The organism is Pseudoxanthomonas sp. SGNA-20 (genome assembly GCF_003931635.1).
Lineage (GTDB): Bacteria > Pseudomonadota > Gammaproteobacteria > Xanthomonadales > Xanthomonadaceae > Pseudoxanthomonas.
The window spans coordinates 1-13,965 of the sequence record NZ_RRYK01000009.1 but is presented as its reverse complement, the minus strand read 5'-3'; the positions used below and the strand labels follow the sequence as shown (position 1 = coordinate 13,965).

Below are 13,965 nucleotides of genomic sequence, written 5' to 3'. Positions count from 1 at the left end.
CACTTCAGGCCGCCTCGATGCGGTTGCGGCCGGATTTCTTGCCGCGGTAGAGCGCGGCGTCGGCGGCCTGCATGGCCTGCTCCAGGGCGGCGGTGCTGGCGAAGCTTCCGGAGATGCCGATGGTGACGGTGCAGCGCAGGGCTTGATGGGCCGGGTCATGGCCCAGGGCCTCGGCCTCGACCGTGCCACGGATGCGCTCGGCCAGGCTCCACGCGGCCTTGGCGTCGATGCCCGGGCAGACCACCGCGAACTCCTCGCCGCCCATCCGGCAGACCAGGTCGCCCGGGCGCACGGCACCGCGCAGCACCGTGGCCACCGCGCACAGCACCGCGTCGCCGGCCTGGTGGCCGTGGCGGTCGTTGATGCGCTTGAAATGATCCACGTCGATCATCAGCAACCGCGCATCGGCGCCCGGGCGCTGGAAGCAGGCCTCCAGCGCCTCGGCCAGGCCGCGGCGGTTGAGCAGCCGGGTCAGCGGATCGCGCGCAGCCATCCCGCGCAACTGGTCGGTCAGGCGGCGCAGCACCAGCCATACGAACGACGGCGGCATGATCGTCGCCAGCGAGCACATGTAGATGTAGAAGACCATCTGGAAGCGCGCGTCCATGTCCAGCGCCTCCAGGCCGCCGTCCACGAGCTTGCCCAGCTTCATCAGGTTGAGCACGAGGATGCCGCCGATCAGCAGCACGAACAGCACCACCTCTCCGCGCAGGTTGCGCGCGTAGCTGCGCAGGCCCAGCAGCAGGGCCACGATCATGAAGGCGAAGCACAGCGAGCACACCGCCGACAGCAGGGCATAGCGCGCCACCGCGCCCAGGCCCCAGTGCACCACCGCCTGCAGCGCGGCATATCCCAGCACCACCGCGCACAGCGGCAGCAGCAGGGGCACGCGCTTGCCGAAGAAGCGCGCGCCGCCGATGCAGTACGCCACCAGCGCGCCGAGGGTGAAGCAGTGGTTGACCACCCCCATCCAGCCCCATCCGGGCGACTCCATCAGCTGCAGCACGTAGGCCACGCCGAGGATGAGATTGCCCGCCGCGAACGCATCCATGCCCATGCGGTCGCTTCCCAGGCGCCGGCCGATGAGCAGGAACATCACCGCGAAGCTCAGCGAGTAGACACACAGCATGCCTACGAGGACGGTGGCAACCATCGGTCAGTCCCTGGACGGATGTGGACGCGCGAACCATCGGGCTGCCAGCGCCGGACCCGCGCTGGCGCGGGCCCCTTCCGGCGCGCGGGAGGTCGGACCGTGTCGTGGCAACCGCCACCCCGGGGTACGGGACACCCGTGCCCGGGGGTAATGCAACGCAGCCGGATCCGGCCGCGCGGCTGCCTGCGGTCAGTTGCTGGGCAGCCAGCCCTTCTCTGTCTTCTCGAAGTTGTGCCAGGCGTGGCGCTCGACGCCGTCGCCGACCTGGAAGTCGTCGGCGAACTGCATCTGCTCCAGGTGGTTCCAGGCGACGATGAAGGACACCCGCCGCAGCTCGGCCTGCTCCGGCGCATCGGCGCTTTCCCAGAACGCACGGCACGGCGCACAGGCGGCCAGCATCGCGTCGCGACGCGGCGCGAATCCGTCGCCCTGGGCGTTGATCCACTGCGAGGCGACGATGACGGACTGCATCAGGTTGACCCCGTCCTGGAGCGCGCCGAAGTCCATGTCCGACTGCGCCTGGCGCGCCGCCGACTGCTGCAGCTCCTCGTTCAGGCCGCGGGCCAGGCCGAGGATGAACTCGCCGTAGGGCTTGGCCAGCTGCAGCTTGTAGGTGTAGGTCACCCGGTAGCGGTTGGCCGAATCCGGATCCAGCTGGCCATTGCTGCGCTGGAAATCCACGATTTCCAGGCCATCAGCCAGGTCGGTCTCGGCCAGCTTGCGCACCACCGGCTCGGCCACCTTGTCACTGGGCCGGTCCTCGCCGCAGCCGGCCAGCAGCAGCACCATCAGCGCCGCCGCCGCGGCCTTGGACAGAATTCGCTTCACGGATCACCTGCATTGGGGGGACGCCCTGCGCGCGGGCAGGGACAAGGCATCCGTTATCGGCCGGGCGGAGGCAAACCTTAGGCATGGCTAACGCCGCCGCTCGACCCGGAAGCGGAACACGTAGTCCTCGTCGTTCCAGTGCGCGACCACGTCGACCTCGTACGGCGCCCGGCCCCTGGCCTTGCCGACCACGATCTGCCCGCCCCAGGACTCCTGCGGGCCGACCGTGGTGGTCTGCAGGATGGTATTGCCGAGCCGTTCCAGGGTCGCGTGCAGCTCGCGGTCGATCAGGTAGATGCCGCCGGCGGCCAGCGCCGTGGCCGCGGCGGTCCCGGCGGCGGCCGCCGCCGGGTCGTACCAGGTGGTGCGCGCCAGGCGCGGACCGCGCGGCGTGTAAACCGTGGTGTCCACGCTGGTATAGGCGTTGTTGGTGGCCGCCACCGCCGTGGCCACCCCGGCCAGGGCCACGGCGACCGCCGCCCAGGTCGCCGCCGACTCCGCCTCCCGCTCCAGGTCCTCGTACGAATAGACCGGCACCCAGGCCCCGCCCACCCGCGCGGTGAAGTTCCCGGGCCCGAAGTCCGAAGGCATGTCCAGCTTGTTGTAGCCGGCCACGGCAAAGCTGATCCGCCCGTTGACCTCCACCCCCAGCGGCGTGACCCGCACCGCCCCGTTGCGCAGCTCCAGATCGGCCGTCGGCCGCCCGTTGTAATAGCTCAGCTGTGCCGCGCCGGTATCGACCGGCGTGATCGTGTACTTCGTCGTCGCGCACGCAGTCAGCGCGAGCGCCGTCATGGCGCAAACCAGTGCCTTTCCAGCCATCCCCCTCCCCCCCCACTCCGGCGCGTTCCGCCATGGGGACTCTATTACCTGGCCGGGCCGCTTGAAACGGACCACGGATGGCACCGTTGGGCGGCCAGACAGCCAGGACATCAGCCGGCAAACGGGGTGGCAAACACGGCAGACGGGGTCAGGTTCGCCTCCTGCAAGGCCGGTTGGATCTTCCGGAACCGGCCGGACCCTTGCCGCGGCGGACCAGGCCCAGGCCGCGGAAGTGGACCTGACCCCGCTCAACCCCGTTCGCAATCCGGCCGTGCCTCCACCCCAGTGGCGGACCCGCACCACCCCGTTGCGCGGCTCCAGGCCGGCCGTCGGCCGCCGGCGCGCGGCGCCCGCCGCACTGCCCCCGGCGCAAATAAGATGTATCCGGTGCCAGGGGCACCATCCCGGCCTGCCAGGATCGGCTCCCAATGGATCCCCGGCACGTCAGGGCCGACCTTTGCCGCACCGGTCGTTCCGCAGCGCGCAGGACCACGCCGCGCTGCTCCTGGCGCAGTTCCCGTTCCACGTTCCACGACCAAGGGAGTGAACGGATGTCACGCGTGCTGATGTGTGTCTTGCTGCTCTTCCTTTCCGGATGCGCCTCGGTGCCGAGGGAGGAAGCCCTGAAGCTCGGTGCTGCCGGACAGAAGGCCGCCGAAGCGGGCCAGGCCGCGCTGGCCGACCTGGCCGGCGAGGTCGGCGGGTTTCCCGAACGCAGCGCGGTGCTGCTGACGGTTGCCACGTGCACGGCGCCGGCAACACCCTCGCCGTGCGGGATCAGCCAGGCACCAGGCGATGTGCTCACGGCGGACGAAAAGCTTGCAGGGGTGATATCGCTGAGGGCCCGCGCCCTGTCCCAGCTGCATTCGGCCTATGGCGTCTTCCTGGAGGAAGCGGAGTACGACGCCGCGTTCGATATCGACCAGTCCCTCGGCGAGCTTGCCGACAGCGTCAACAACCTGGCCGGTGCCATGACCTTGCTGACGGGCGGGACCAGCTTGCTGGCGCTTCCGGCCACGAAGATCGCGCGCAAGGCGGCAGGGGAATCGGCCAGGACCGCGCAGAAGCGACGCCTGCTGGAAACCAGCCGGGCATTGCGGGAGATAGACCAGCGGCTGCTCGAACTGCTGCGCGAGGAAGCGGAGGTCTATCAGGGCATCAGCGAAATCCTGCACACCAACCGCCTGCAGCTGGCCGATGTCCTGCTGCAGGCCGGGCTCCTCGATCCCAGGCCGCTGGTCGACGATTTCCTTTCCCGCAACCGGCTGGGAGCGGCCATGGAACTGGAGGCCAGCGATCCGGTCGTCCTCGCCCTGGCGCGCACCGTCCACGCACACCAGGCCGGCCGCCTCGCCGCCGCGAGCCGCGCGGCCTACCAGTCGCACATCAGCGCCTTCGAAGCCCTTATCGCCCTGCACGAGGACTTCGAGGCCGGCAAGCCGCTATCGCTGGACGACGTCGCCAGGGCCCTGGGCGAGATCAGGCTGTGGGCTGAACTTCTCGAGGAACCCGACGGGCAGGCCGCGGAGGAAGCGCCGTGACGATCAAGGACACCAGGCTCAGGGAATTCCAGCGCGCCCTGCAGGACGCCACCGAAAACCTTGCCGCGGACATTGCCGCCGCCCAGGGCAACGCGGAGCTGATCCAGAAGATCCAGGCCAACTACTGGAAGCACCACGCCAACTGGTCCATGGCCGCCACCGCCGCGCTGGAAAAGAACAACGACAGGATCCAGGCGCTGTTCGACGACGCCAAGGCTGCGAACAAGGCGATCAGGGAGGCGCGCAAGAAGGCGGAGGACATCGCCACCATCGTCCGCTCCTCGTCCAACGTCGCCACGGCGCTCACGCAGCTGCTGGAGAACGTGGCCAAGGCCTAGGCACCCGCCCGCCACGCTTCCTGGATGACGAGGATCGCGTGCGCTACCGCCCCGGAACAAAAGGGCCAGAACCAGAGGAAACCCGACCCTGGCCCCTGTTTCCCATCTGAACAACCCGGGCCACGCCACGCAGCCCGGGTGGCACCGTTACACAATGCGCAACGGCGTCAGCCTTCGATGCCCATCTTCGCCTTGACCAGCTGGGCGGACTGCGCGCCGTGGCGGTCATACGGACGGGTCAGGAAGTACTTGTCGGCCGGGAAGCCGGCCGGCAGGACCTTCTTGTCCAGGGTCACCAGCACCTCGCCGGTGCCCGGCACCAGCAGGTCGAACGCATCCGGGAACACGACCGCTTCCAGCCGGGCGCTGCTGACGGTGGCCTTCTCGCCGCCGTTGTCGGACATGGCCGAGGCCAGGAACACGTACCCCTTCACGACCAGCGGCACGTCCGCGTTGCCGTTGCCGTCGCGCTTGCCGGCCAGCTTGGCTTCGACCTCGCGTGCGGCGGCCTCGTCCATCGGCAGCCAGAATTCCGAACTGTTGGCCAGGTCCATCGACGGCACACCACCAAGGCCTGGGTGACGCAGGGCGGGCGGCAACGAAGGGGCCGCCCCATCGATCAGCAGTACATCTTTGCCCTGCTGCGCAACCGGATCTACCTGGGTGAGATCCGCAACAAGGGTGTGTGGTACGCCGCTCAGCACCAGGCCATCGTCCCGCAGGAACTGTGGGAGGCGGCCCACGCCTTCATCGAGCGCCGCAAGCAGGCACCGCGTGAGCACCGCGCCAAACATCCGGCCCTGCTGGCCGGGCTGCTCTTCGCGCCCGATGGCCAGCGCATGTTGCACACCTTCGTCAAGAAAAAGAACGGGCGCATGTATCGCTACTACGTGCCCTACCTGCACAAGCGCCGCAATGCGGGCGCGAACCTGACGCCGGATGTGCCCGACATCGGCCACCTGCCCGCAGCCGAGATCGAGAACGCAGTGCTGACGCAGATCCACGCGGCGCTCTCGGCGCCGGAGGTGCTGATCGGCACCTGGCGCGCCTGCCAACGTCACCCCGCTGGCGCGGCTCTCGACGAAGCCCAGGTGGTCGTGGCGATGCGACGCATCGGCGCCGTGTGGGCGCAGTTGTTTCCGGCCGAGCAGCAACGCATCGCGCGGCTGCTGATCGAGCGGGTCCAACTGCATGAGCATGGGCTCGACATCCTTTGGCGCGATGACGGATGGATCGGACTCGGCCCGGACATCGCGGCACATCCCCTCGTCGAGGAGGCGCGCGCCAAGCCCGAGGAGACCTGTGTATGACCGACAAGCGCACCACTGTCGTTGGCAACCCGCGCCTCCTCACCGTCCGCATCGAGGTCGGGGCCGAGACCCGCAGCTACGTGAGCGGCCGCCAGCGCGTGACCCTGGTGCCGCTCACGATCAAGCGCCGTCAGAACCGCAAGCTGCTCATTCCCCCGGCGGCCGGGGATGCCGCGCGGGCATCGGGCGGGCTCGACGTCCCGATGATCAAGACCGTGGGCAAGGCCTTCTACTGGAAGCGCCTGCTCGACGAGGGGCGCTACCCGACCGCCACCGATCTCGCACGGGCACTGAAGCTGGAGCCCGGTTGGGTGGCCGAGGTGCTGCGGCTCACGATGCTGGCGCCCGACATCATCGAAGCCATCCTCGATGGCCGGCAGCCGCGACACCTGAACTTGCAGACCCTGCGCGGCCGGCACGATCTGATACCACGGGATTGGTCCGAACAGCGCGAAGTCTTGGGGTTTGCGAAGGAAAATGATCGCAGTTTTCATCATTTCACTGGAAACGGGTGAGGGCGCAAGCACTGCGGGCGCAATGGGGCACCCACTCCGCTTCGACAAAAGTGGCCTGAGGAACCTGTCAGCGGTGAAAATATGGCAATCGTCCTGCCGCACTCATCACCCCGCATGTCAACCCCAATGAAGCCCCAGTGGTGGTGTCGCACCTGGCCCGTGGCCCTCGTGGGCTGGGTGGGCGTGCTCGCCTTGCTGGGCCAGCCACTGCCCACCGTGCCCGCGGACCTCGCCGCACAGTGGGCCGCGCTGCCGCATTGGGCCCAGCGGGCGGTCTTGATCGTCCAGCCCGGGCTGCTGGTGCTGGCCGCCAGCGCGGTGGGGGCGGCCTTGGCCCATCGGGTGGGCTTGCGCAGCGCGCTGGCCGGCACAGGCACCTGCCCGCCTGGCCAGACATGGGCAGGGGTCTTGCTGCTCGGTGCGTGCGTGGGCGGTCTCGTACACGGGCTTGATCGGATCTGGGCGCCGCACTTGGGCACCGCCTGGCAGGCCTTGGTGCACGCCCAGTCGGCCCAACCCAGTTCCCCGTGGTGGATCGGCCCGCTCTACGGCGGGCTGGCCGAGGAGGTGATCGCGCGCTGGGGCGTGATGAGTTTGCTGGCCTGGGGATTGGCCCGCGTGTGGGGTGAGCGCCGCCAGCGGCTGACTCTGGTGCTGGCGGTGGTCGTCTCAGCGCTGGCGTTCGGCGCGGCCCACCTGCCGATGCTGGCAGCACAGATCGACTTGAGCCCCGCCATCGTGGCGCGCACGCTGGTGCTCAATGCCTTGGGCGGCGTGGTGTACGCCGTCGTGTTCATCCGTCACGGCCTGGAAGCGGCCATGGCCGCGCACGCCAGCACCCACTTGGGGCTGCTGGCGGCCCGCGCCTGGGGATGATGCCCGCCATGCCAGCGGCCTTCCCCCTGCGGCCTGGTGCCTTGAAGGGCGTGCGCGCCGTCGTCGGCGACACGGCGCGGTCATTTGCGCGCCACACGCATGACGAGTTCGGCATCGGCCTGATCGACCGCGGCGCGCAACGTTCGGCCTCAGGGCGGGGCCCCGTCGAAGCATGGGCGGGTGATGTGATCACGGTCAATCCGGGTGAGGTGCACGACGGCGCGGCGCTCACCCCTGCCGGGCGGCGCTGGCGCATGCTGTACCTAGACGTCGGCGTTTTGCGAGCCTGGGCTGACGACATGGGCGCCGATGGTGTGCGCCTTGCCGCCGAGTTCACCCAGCCGGTGCTTCGAGACGCCCGCCTGGCAGCCGGTTTTCGGCAGGCTTTCGCGTGCGTGACCGGCCCCACACTGCCCGAGCAGGCACCTGCCCAGGCCATGGCTGCCCACGAGGCCTTGCTGAGTCTGTTGGGCGCGCGCTTGGCTTTCACGCAACGCTGAAAGCGTCGTCTGATTCATGTTCATCATGCAAGGATCTGCCATGGAACTTCACACCACCCCGGTCATCCCCGTGCTGCGCCGTCGCCTGACCGTGCGGCTGCCGCAAGTGGCGCAGATGGCAGGGCCCTGCTGCGCCGAGCTCGAAGCCCTGGCTCGCGCCCAGGGCCGTACCGTGCAAGGACCGCCCATCTTCGCGGCGCACGGATTGCCGCACGACGGGCACACCCCCTTTGATCTCGACATCTGCCTGCCGGTGTCCGGCCCGGGCACCGAGGAGTTGCCGGCGCTGTCTTGCATGCGCACGGTTTACTGCGGGCCATTGGAGGGCTTGTTTACGCAGGGCTACCAAGCCCTGCTGGACGCCATCGCGGCAGCAGGGCGAACCCCCAGCGGACAGACCCGCGAGGTCTACCACGCCTGGCACGGCCCCGACTCGTCCGACAACCGCATCGAACTCCAGATTGGCCTCGCCCCATGACGCCCGAACCCAAGCTTGAAGTGCGACGCTTTGCCGCCGAGGACTTCCCCACCTACCGCTCCTGGTACGCCGACGCGCGCTTGAACCGGCATCTGGGCCCGATGGACGAGGATTGGCTGGCCCATGTCCTGGCCGACACCGAGGGCGAGCAATGGGCGGTGCGATCCGATGCGGCGCTGGTCGCCGTCATCGGCCTCACCCCCGATCCCGAGCAGAGCGCTTGGGTCATCACTGACTTTGCCGTCGATCCGACGCGCCGCGGCCAAGGCTGGGGATGGCGGGCCTGGGCGGCCTTGCTGGCGCAGCCCGCGCTGCGCGAGCGCCGATCCTTTCGTGCCTACGTGGCCGAGGACAACCCCGAGGCCCTGGCCTTCTTCGAGGTGCTGGGCTGGCAGCGCCTGGCCGCGCCGAGCCGCGAGGATCCATTCTGGGCCTTGGCCTGGACGCGATGGGGCCCGGTGCGTCGAGCGGCCGGCGTCGTGCCGAAGACCTCGCGGAACACGGTAATGAAACTGCTGCCTCAGTCCTCGACGCTGGATATCCTTGCCTTGCCGTGCTTTCAGGTTTCGCACCTACGCCACCCATTTCTGCAGCCGCTTGCCAGGCAATAGCTCGTACGGCGACTTCCAGCCTGGCACTTGCGCCAGCCGATCCAGCCAGGCCGCAATGTTCGGATATGAGGCCGTCAGGTCGATCCCTGTCTCATCCTCTGGGTAAGACAGGTAAGCGCACATCGACATATCTGCAATGGTCAGGCGTCCGCACGCCACAAAGGGGGTCGCGCCAAGGTGTTGCTCAAGGATGCCCAGAAAATCCTTCACCCGGGCCAGGTGCCAGGCCAGCACGGCCGGATCACTCTGTGGCGTGAATGTGCGCAAGAAGCGATAGGTCGCCATTTCACCGGATAGCTTCTGGTTGTCCCAGAAGAGCCAGCGAAGAAGCTCGTAGGTCTCCTCGTCATTGATCGCCCCGAACTTCTCATACTGGGCCGCAAGCTGCAGCAAGATTGGCGCTGTCTGCGTCAATTTGCGGCCATTGACCTCCAGCACCGGAATTTCACCCATCGGATTGACCGTGCGCCGCCACTACGGCGTCCACGTCACGCGCGAGCCGAAATCCGTCCAGACGGGCTCAAAGGTTTGGCCGCAGAGCGTCAGCATCAGCGCCAGTTTGTAGCTGTTGCCTGACTCGGGGAAGTAATGGAGGCGATACGTGTCCATCGCAGTTCCTTCTTTGGCGGGGCGACTGGTGAATAGCAGTTCTAGGCCGGCTTCACGATCGCCAAGATGGCGATGACCAACATCGCAACGACGATGCCGAGTTCAGCACCAGGAATTTTCTCTACGGCACCTTGCCCCTGATCGGCCATGCGATCTTCGACGCCGTGGAGACGGTACGTGGCCTGCTGGACCAGATAGAAGCCCAGTCGCTTGGGAACGGTGCTTCCCGCCGATCCGGCGTAAGCGAGGAACGAGCGGTCTATGCAGTGGCACGAGCAGAACCGTTGCACCGCTTGTCCATGCACTGATGCTGGCTTTTGTTCGGCACGATGCAGGCGCGCTACCAGCTCGGTGGCGCGCCTGTATTACTGAGGGAACCGATGTTCCAGCACAGGCGCTGCGACCTGCTGGCGTGTTTGGAGCCGTTCTGCCTGGGCGGCACGCCGAATCAGACGTGATTGCCGTGACGGTCGTCCAACGCCCGAATTAAATCGAGCCGCGAAGCGGGTTCGGCTTGAATGAACTGTTAGGGAAGGTCTGATCAAAGCGCTCTGATGCTTGGATTTCAGCGTCAAGGCGCCAAGTCGACCTCGATATGATGGATTTTGCGCCGTTTCTGACGCTTTTCGACGGCTTTCCCCGTCCAACAGACGGATTAACCCGTCGGCAGCAACAGACGTCGCCGCGCCATCCACAGATTCGACAGCGCGAACAGCGTCAACACCTGCGCCGTGTTCTTCGCCAACCCGCGATAGCGCACCTTGGTGTAACCGAACTGCCGCTTCACCACTCGGAACGGATGCTCCACCGCGACATCGATGTTCACCTGAGCGAGCCGGCGCGTCACCTCCTCGGACTTCAGCGCAAGGTGCAGGGCACGATCCAGCTGGCCGATGATCTCTTCCGGCAGGGCGGGCGGGCCAGCGCATACCAGACCGCCAGCTCAAAGCCCGGCGCGACGGCCGTCAGCCCTCCCCTGGCGTGAGGATCGCACCAAGGACGAGATCGGCGAGGCGTCCGGCGCGCGGGGAGAAGGTCGGTTGATCGCCGACCCACCCGAGCGCTCCGATCAGTGCGAACAGGTCCGTCCCATCGATATCCGCCCGCGCTGTTCCCTCCGCCTGAGCGCGGACGAGGAGCCGCGTGCCAGCCGAACGCACCGTCTCACAGGACGCATGAAGCGCGGACTCCGGGTCCTCGATGGCGGCCGCCATCAGGGCCACCACACCATTGTAGGTACGAACGAACGCCACGGCCTGGAGGAACCACGACACGAGCGCGGCGCCGGGTGGACTCCCGGTTTCGAGCTCGCCGGCGTTTTGCGTCAGCTGGTCCAGTCTCGTGCGGAGCAGGACCTCGAGCAGCGCCTCCCGCGTCGGGAAGTGCCGGTATAGCGTGCCCAGCCCCACACCCGCCCTACGGGCAATGTCGCGCAGCGAAGCTTCAGCCCCGTGCTCGGCGATGGCTTCATGCGCGGCGGCCAGGAGGTGCTCGTAGTTTTCTCGGGCGTCGGCTCGCATATGCTCCTCTTGACAATCGGGGCGCTGCTCCGGATATATACGGAGCAATGCTCCACTGTCGCACATATGCGTGCCGAAGGGAACATCATGTCCAACAAGCTCGATCTCTCGAAGGAATTCGTCGGCCGCCGGGCTCTCGTCACCGGCGGTTCCAAAGGTATCGGCGCGGCGATCGCCCAGCGCCTCCTCGATGGTGGCGCCGAGGTCGTCGTGGCCGCGCGGTCGCGCAGCGATACCACCCCCGCGGCGGCGACCTTCGTCGCCGGCGACCTCACGACGAACGAAGGGGTGAAGGCCGTCGCCACGGAGGCGCTCGCCGCGCTCGGCGGTCTCGATATCCTCGTGAACAACGCGGGCGGGTCGCGCGCCTTCCTGGGAGGCTCCGAATCGATCCCCGATGAGGAGTGGCAGAGCGATCTCGCGCTCAACCTGCTCGCCGCTGTGCGGCTCACCAACGCGGTCCTGCCCGCGCTACGGGACTCGAAAGCCGCGGCGATCGTGAACATCTCGTCCACGGCCGCGACGATTCCGTTCCCCTTCGATGTGCATTACGGGGCGGCGAAGGCCGCGCTCGACTACTACTCGCGGACGCTCGCCGTGGAACTCGGGCCCAGCGGCATCCGTGTGAACGTCGTCTCGCCCGGCCCCATCTCGATACCGAACTCCGACGAGTTGCGCAAGCAGTTCCCGATTTCGGGCGACGAGTGGTTTCAATATGTTCCGCTCGGCCGCATCGGCGCGACCGAAGACATCGCCGAGGTGGCGGCACTGCTCGCGTCTGACCGGGGCAAGTTCATCACTGGCGTGAACTACCGGGTCGATGGCGGAATGACGGCCCGATGAGTCCGGCAGGGCAATGTTGGGGGAGCTGACCGCATGCGGGAACCCGGCGTGGTTCTCGTTAGAGATCGACCCCGAGCGGATCCGGGTTCACCCATCTCGATGGGAAGATGCACCGAAGCGGGACGAACCCACACTGTCAAAACGTGGAACTTACCAATATGGACAATCCCTATCTCGTCTCAGCCGACCGACCGATTGCCTCATTCACTCGCGACGAGGCCGTCCTGGCGTCCACCCTTGCCGTGAATGAGAAGCTGGCGAAGGATCTCGCCTCGCTGTCACCCCCAGCGAGCCTGGCCGAGATGCGAGAGGCTTATCTAAATGGGGGCCTTGGTCTTCCGGCCTCGCCGAAGTCACCCCGAGCGCGAACGATGACAATCGACGGCCCAGGCGGTCCGATCGAGCTGCGGGTTCTCGTCCCTCAGCAAGTGCGCGGGGTATATCTGCATCTTCATGGCGGTGGTTGGATAGCCGGCGGCAATGACACCTGGGATCAGCAGTTCGAGCTCTTCGGCCGCGAGGCAGGCATGGTGGCCGTCAGCCCCAACTATCGACTGGCGCCTGAACATCCCGCCCCAGCGGCGATCGATGATTGCGTCGCCGTGGCGTGCTGGCTGGTCGAACATGCGAAGGAAGAATTCGGCACCTCCTGGCTGTCGATCGGCGGCGAGTCTGCGGGCTCCAATCTCGCAGCCTTGACACTGCTTCGCTTACGCGATCTCGGCCACGGAAGTGCATTCCGCGCCGCAAGTCTCCTGTTCGGCTGTTTCGATCTTTCCCTCACGCCGAGCGTGCGCCTGGCGCAAGGAGCGCCGTTCGTGAGCCTCGAAGCCATGCGGCAGTTCACGAGCGCCTTTGCTGGGCAACTCGATCTCCGGGACCCGAGAATCTCGCCGCTCTATGCGGACCTTCAGGGACTACCGCCTGCATTGTTTAGCGTTGGATCGGCTGATCCGCTCCTGGACGATAGCCTCTTCATGCACATGCGATGGCAGGCTGCGGGCAATATCTCGCACCTTGCGATCTATCCAGGCGGGATCCATGGCTTCAACTCTTTCGACAGCGAGCTCGCTACCGCAGGAAATCGGGGTATTGCCAGCTTCCTTGGCAGTATACGCGACCAGGAGAGGTGATCCGCCTGTCGGGGCGACCTGATGCGAGCTGGACGCCAGGAAGAACGACGAGCACCTCTTGACCGTTGCGCGCGGTCGTGGCGGAGCGGGGCGCGGAGGCGCTGCTGCGCGACAGATTCAAATCAGAATGCCGGCCGGCTTCGCCTCGGAATACCCGGCCGGCTTCAGTCGGAATCCGCAGTCTGGCCGACCGGCAGTCGCGGTTAGACACGTCCACGCGACCCTTCAAGCTCGATCGTCGCCAGATAATTTTCCGCCGCGTCTTGAACCCGGTCCCGATCCCCGGTGGCGAGCAAGTCGAGCAAAAGCCCGCGGATCGTCGCAATTACAAGCGTCGCCTTGCGCCTAGCTACCGCTGGGTCGGTTTCCGGCCCTAGCACCTCAATGAGGGAGTTCATCCAGTCGGCAACGACGTGATCGAGGAATTCACCGAACTGCTGCGGCGCCTGAAGCGCCCGCCCATAGACCGCGAAGAACAATCTGAATTCAGCGGCTCGGCCCGGGTCTGATGTCCGCTTCCAGACCGCCCGCGCGGCCGTTGCAAGGTCTGGCTGCGCCCCGAGCGTCTCGCGGGTCGCCATGAAGATGCCCGGCGCGATGAACGCCGGGCCGATCGCCGCGTCGCGCAGCCAGCGCATCACCTTGGCCGCCGTGAACTCGGCGCCGTTGTCGGAGCGGACAAAGGCCGGCTTGCCGTAAAGCCGCATCAGTCGCGACAGCGTCAGGACCACGTCTTGTGCCCGCAGGCTGGCCCCGACCTCGATGGCCAGGCATTCCCGGGTGTATTCGTCGATCACGCACAGCATCTTCAAGGCGCGTCCGTCGACCATCTGGTCGTGGACGAAGTCGTAACTCCAGACCGCATTCGGGCGCACCGCGCCCGGCAGA

General features: G+C 67.1%; 17 protein-coding genes and 3 pseudogenes. 10 read left to right on the top strand and 10 right to left on the bottom strand.

All coding sequences use genetic code 11. From position 1 onward, the window contains the following. Positions 1–4 precede the first annotated feature (4 nt). From EIM48_RS13270 to EIM48_RS13260, 3 genes are all read right to left on the bottom strand, one after another. Positions 5–1,153 carry a GGDEF domain-containing protein gene (locus EIM48_RS13270; protein ID WP_026010618.1) on the bottom strand — a complete coding sequence of 383 codons (1,149 nt, stop codon included), beginning with the start codon at positions 1,151–1,153 and terminating at the stop codon, positions 5–7. A gap of 189 nt (positions 1,154–1,342) precedes the next feature. After that, entirely contained in the window at positions 1,343–1,981 is a 639-nt protein-coding gene (locus EIM48_RS13265) for a hypothetical protein (protein WP_125111863.1), read from the bottom strand. An 87-nt stretch (positions 1,982–2,068) separates the two neighbouring features. Next, positions 2,069–2,776, bottom strand: a complete 708-nt coding sequence (locus EIM48_RS13260) for a hypothetical protein (RefSeq protein WP_019399056.1) — start codon at positions 2,774–2,776, stop codon at positions 2,069–2,071. A gap of 578 nt (positions 2,777–3,354) precedes the next feature. Between EIM48_RS13260 and EIM48_RS13255 the strand changes: the two genes are divergently transcribed. Both EIM48_RS13255 and EIM48_RS13250 read left to right on the top strand, forming a co-directional pair. Further along, a complete protein-coding gene (locus EIM48_RS13255) occupies positions 3,355–4,344 on the top strand; it encodes a hypothetical protein (protein WP_125111861.1) in 990 nt (329 codons plus the stop codon). Continuing rightward, complete coding sequence (locus tag EIM48_RS13250) at positions 4,341–4,682, top strand: hypothetical protein (RefSeq protein WP_019399054.1); 342 nt, start codon at positions 4,341–4,343, stop codon at positions 4,680–4,682. Before EIM48_RS13255 ends, EIM48_RS13250 begins: the two co-directional genes overlap by 4 nt. A gap of 167 nt (positions 4,683–4,849) precedes the next feature. On the opposite strand, the gene EIM48_RS15460 is transcribed toward EIM48_RS13250, so the two are convergent. Then, complete coding sequence (locus EIM48_RS15460) at positions 4,850–5,236, bottom strand: hypothetical protein (RefSeq protein ID WP_199728432.1); 387 nt, start codon at positions 5,234–5,236, stop codon at positions 4,850–4,852. Positions 5,237–5,251: 15 nt separating this feature from the next. Here EIM48_RS15460 and EIM48_RS13245 point away from each other — a divergent pair. The 6 genes and pseudogenes from EIM48_RS13245 to EIM48_RS13220 all read left to right on the top strand — a co-directional run. Then, positions 5,252–5,992: pseudogene (locus EIM48_RS13245) on the top strand (recombinase family protein); the annotation flags it as partial. After that, positions 5,989–6,507 (top strand): hypothetical protein, encoded by a 519-nt coding sequence (locus EIM48_RS13240; RefSeq protein WP_019399051.1) that lies wholly within the window; start codon positions 5,989–5,991, stop codon positions 6,505–6,507. The pseudogene EIM48_RS13245 and the gene EIM48_RS13240, both read left to right, overlap by 4 nt. A 126-nt stretch (positions 6,508–6,633) precedes the next feature. Continuing rightward, complete coding sequence (locus tag EIM48_RS13235; protein WP_125111860.1) at positions 6,634–7,383, top strand: CPBP family intramembrane glutamic endopeptidase; 750 nt, start codon at positions 6,634–6,636, stop codon at positions 7,381–7,383. Positions 7,384–7,391: 8 nt separating this feature from the next. Then, positions 7,392–7,883 carry an AraC family ligand binding domain-containing protein gene (locus tag EIM48_RS13230; RefSeq protein WP_199728431.1) on the top strand — a complete coding sequence of 164 codons (492 nt, stop codon included), beginning with the start codon at positions 7,392–7,394 and terminating at the stop codon, positions 7,881–7,883. A 40-nt stretch (positions 7,884–7,923) separates the two neighbouring features. After that, entirely contained in the window at positions 7,924–8,361 is a 438-nt protein-coding gene (locus tag EIM48_RS13225) for a transcriptional regulator (protein WP_026010617.1), read from the top strand. Next, positions 8,358–8,972, top strand: a complete 615-nt coding sequence (locus tag EIM48_RS13220; RefSeq protein ID WP_233581695.1) for a GNAT family N-acetyltransferase — start codon at positions 8,358–8,360, stop codon at positions 8,970–8,972. Before EIM48_RS13225 ends, EIM48_RS13220 begins: the two co-directional genes overlap by 4 nt. Here the strand turns inward: EIM48_RS13220 and EIM48_RS13215 are convergent. The 5 genes and pseudogenes from EIM48_RS13215 to EIM48_RS13200 form a co-directional block, all read right to left on the bottom strand. Further along, a complete protein-coding gene (locus EIM48_RS13215) occupies positions 8,934–9,425 on the bottom strand; it encodes a glutathione S-transferase family protein (protein ID WP_199728430.1) in 492 nt (163 codons plus the stop codon). The genes EIM48_RS13220 and EIM48_RS13215 overlap by 39 nt on opposite strands. 21 nt (positions 9,426–9,446) lie before the next feature. Continuing rightward, positions 9,447–9,581 carry a hypothetical protein gene (locus EIM48_RS15690; protein ID WP_255416939.1) on the bottom strand — a complete coding sequence of 45 codons (135 nt, stop codon included), beginning with the start codon at positions 9,579–9,581 and terminating at the stop codon, positions 9,447–9,449. Between the two features lie 41 nt (positions 9,582–9,622). Further along, positions 9,623–9,871: a hypothetical protein gene (locus EIM48_RS13210; RefSeq protein ID WP_125111859.1), complete on the bottom strand. Its 249-nt coding sequence runs from the start codon at positions 9,869–9,871 to the stop codon at positions 9,623–9,625. Between the two features lie 365 nt (positions 9,872–10,236). Further along, positions 10,237–10,389 (bottom strand): annotated as a pseudogene (locus EIM48_RS13205) (transposase); the annotation flags it as partial. 157 nt (positions 10,390–10,546) lie between these two features. Next, positions 10,547–11,101, bottom strand: coding sequence for a TetR/AcrR family transcriptional regulator (locus EIM48_RS13200; protein ID WP_125111857.1), 555 nt, complete (start codon positions 11,099–11,101; stop codon positions 10,547–10,549). Positions 11,102–11,188: 87 nt separating this feature from the next. On the opposite strand from EIM48_RS13200, the gene EIM48_RS13195 reads away from it, so the two are divergent. Both EIM48_RS13195 and EIM48_RS13190 read left to right on the top strand, forming a co-directional pair. Beyond that, positions 11,189–11,944, top strand: a complete 756-nt coding sequence (locus EIM48_RS13195) for an SDR family oxidoreductase (RefSeq protein ID WP_125111856.1) — start codon at positions 11,189–11,191, stop codon at positions 11,942–11,944. A 158-nt stretch (positions 11,945–12,102) separates the two neighbouring features. Further along, complete coding sequence (locus EIM48_RS13190; RefSeq protein WP_125111855.1) at positions 12,103–13,077, top strand: alpha/beta hydrolase; 975 nt, start codon at positions 12,103–12,105, stop codon at positions 13,075–13,077. A 587-nt stretch (positions 13,078–13,664) separates the two neighbouring features. Here EIM48_RS13190 and EIM48_RS13180 read toward each other — a convergent pair. Beyond that, positions 13,665–13,965, bottom strand: a pseudogene (locus EIM48_RS13180) (DDE-type integrase/transposase/recombinase); the annotation flags it as partial.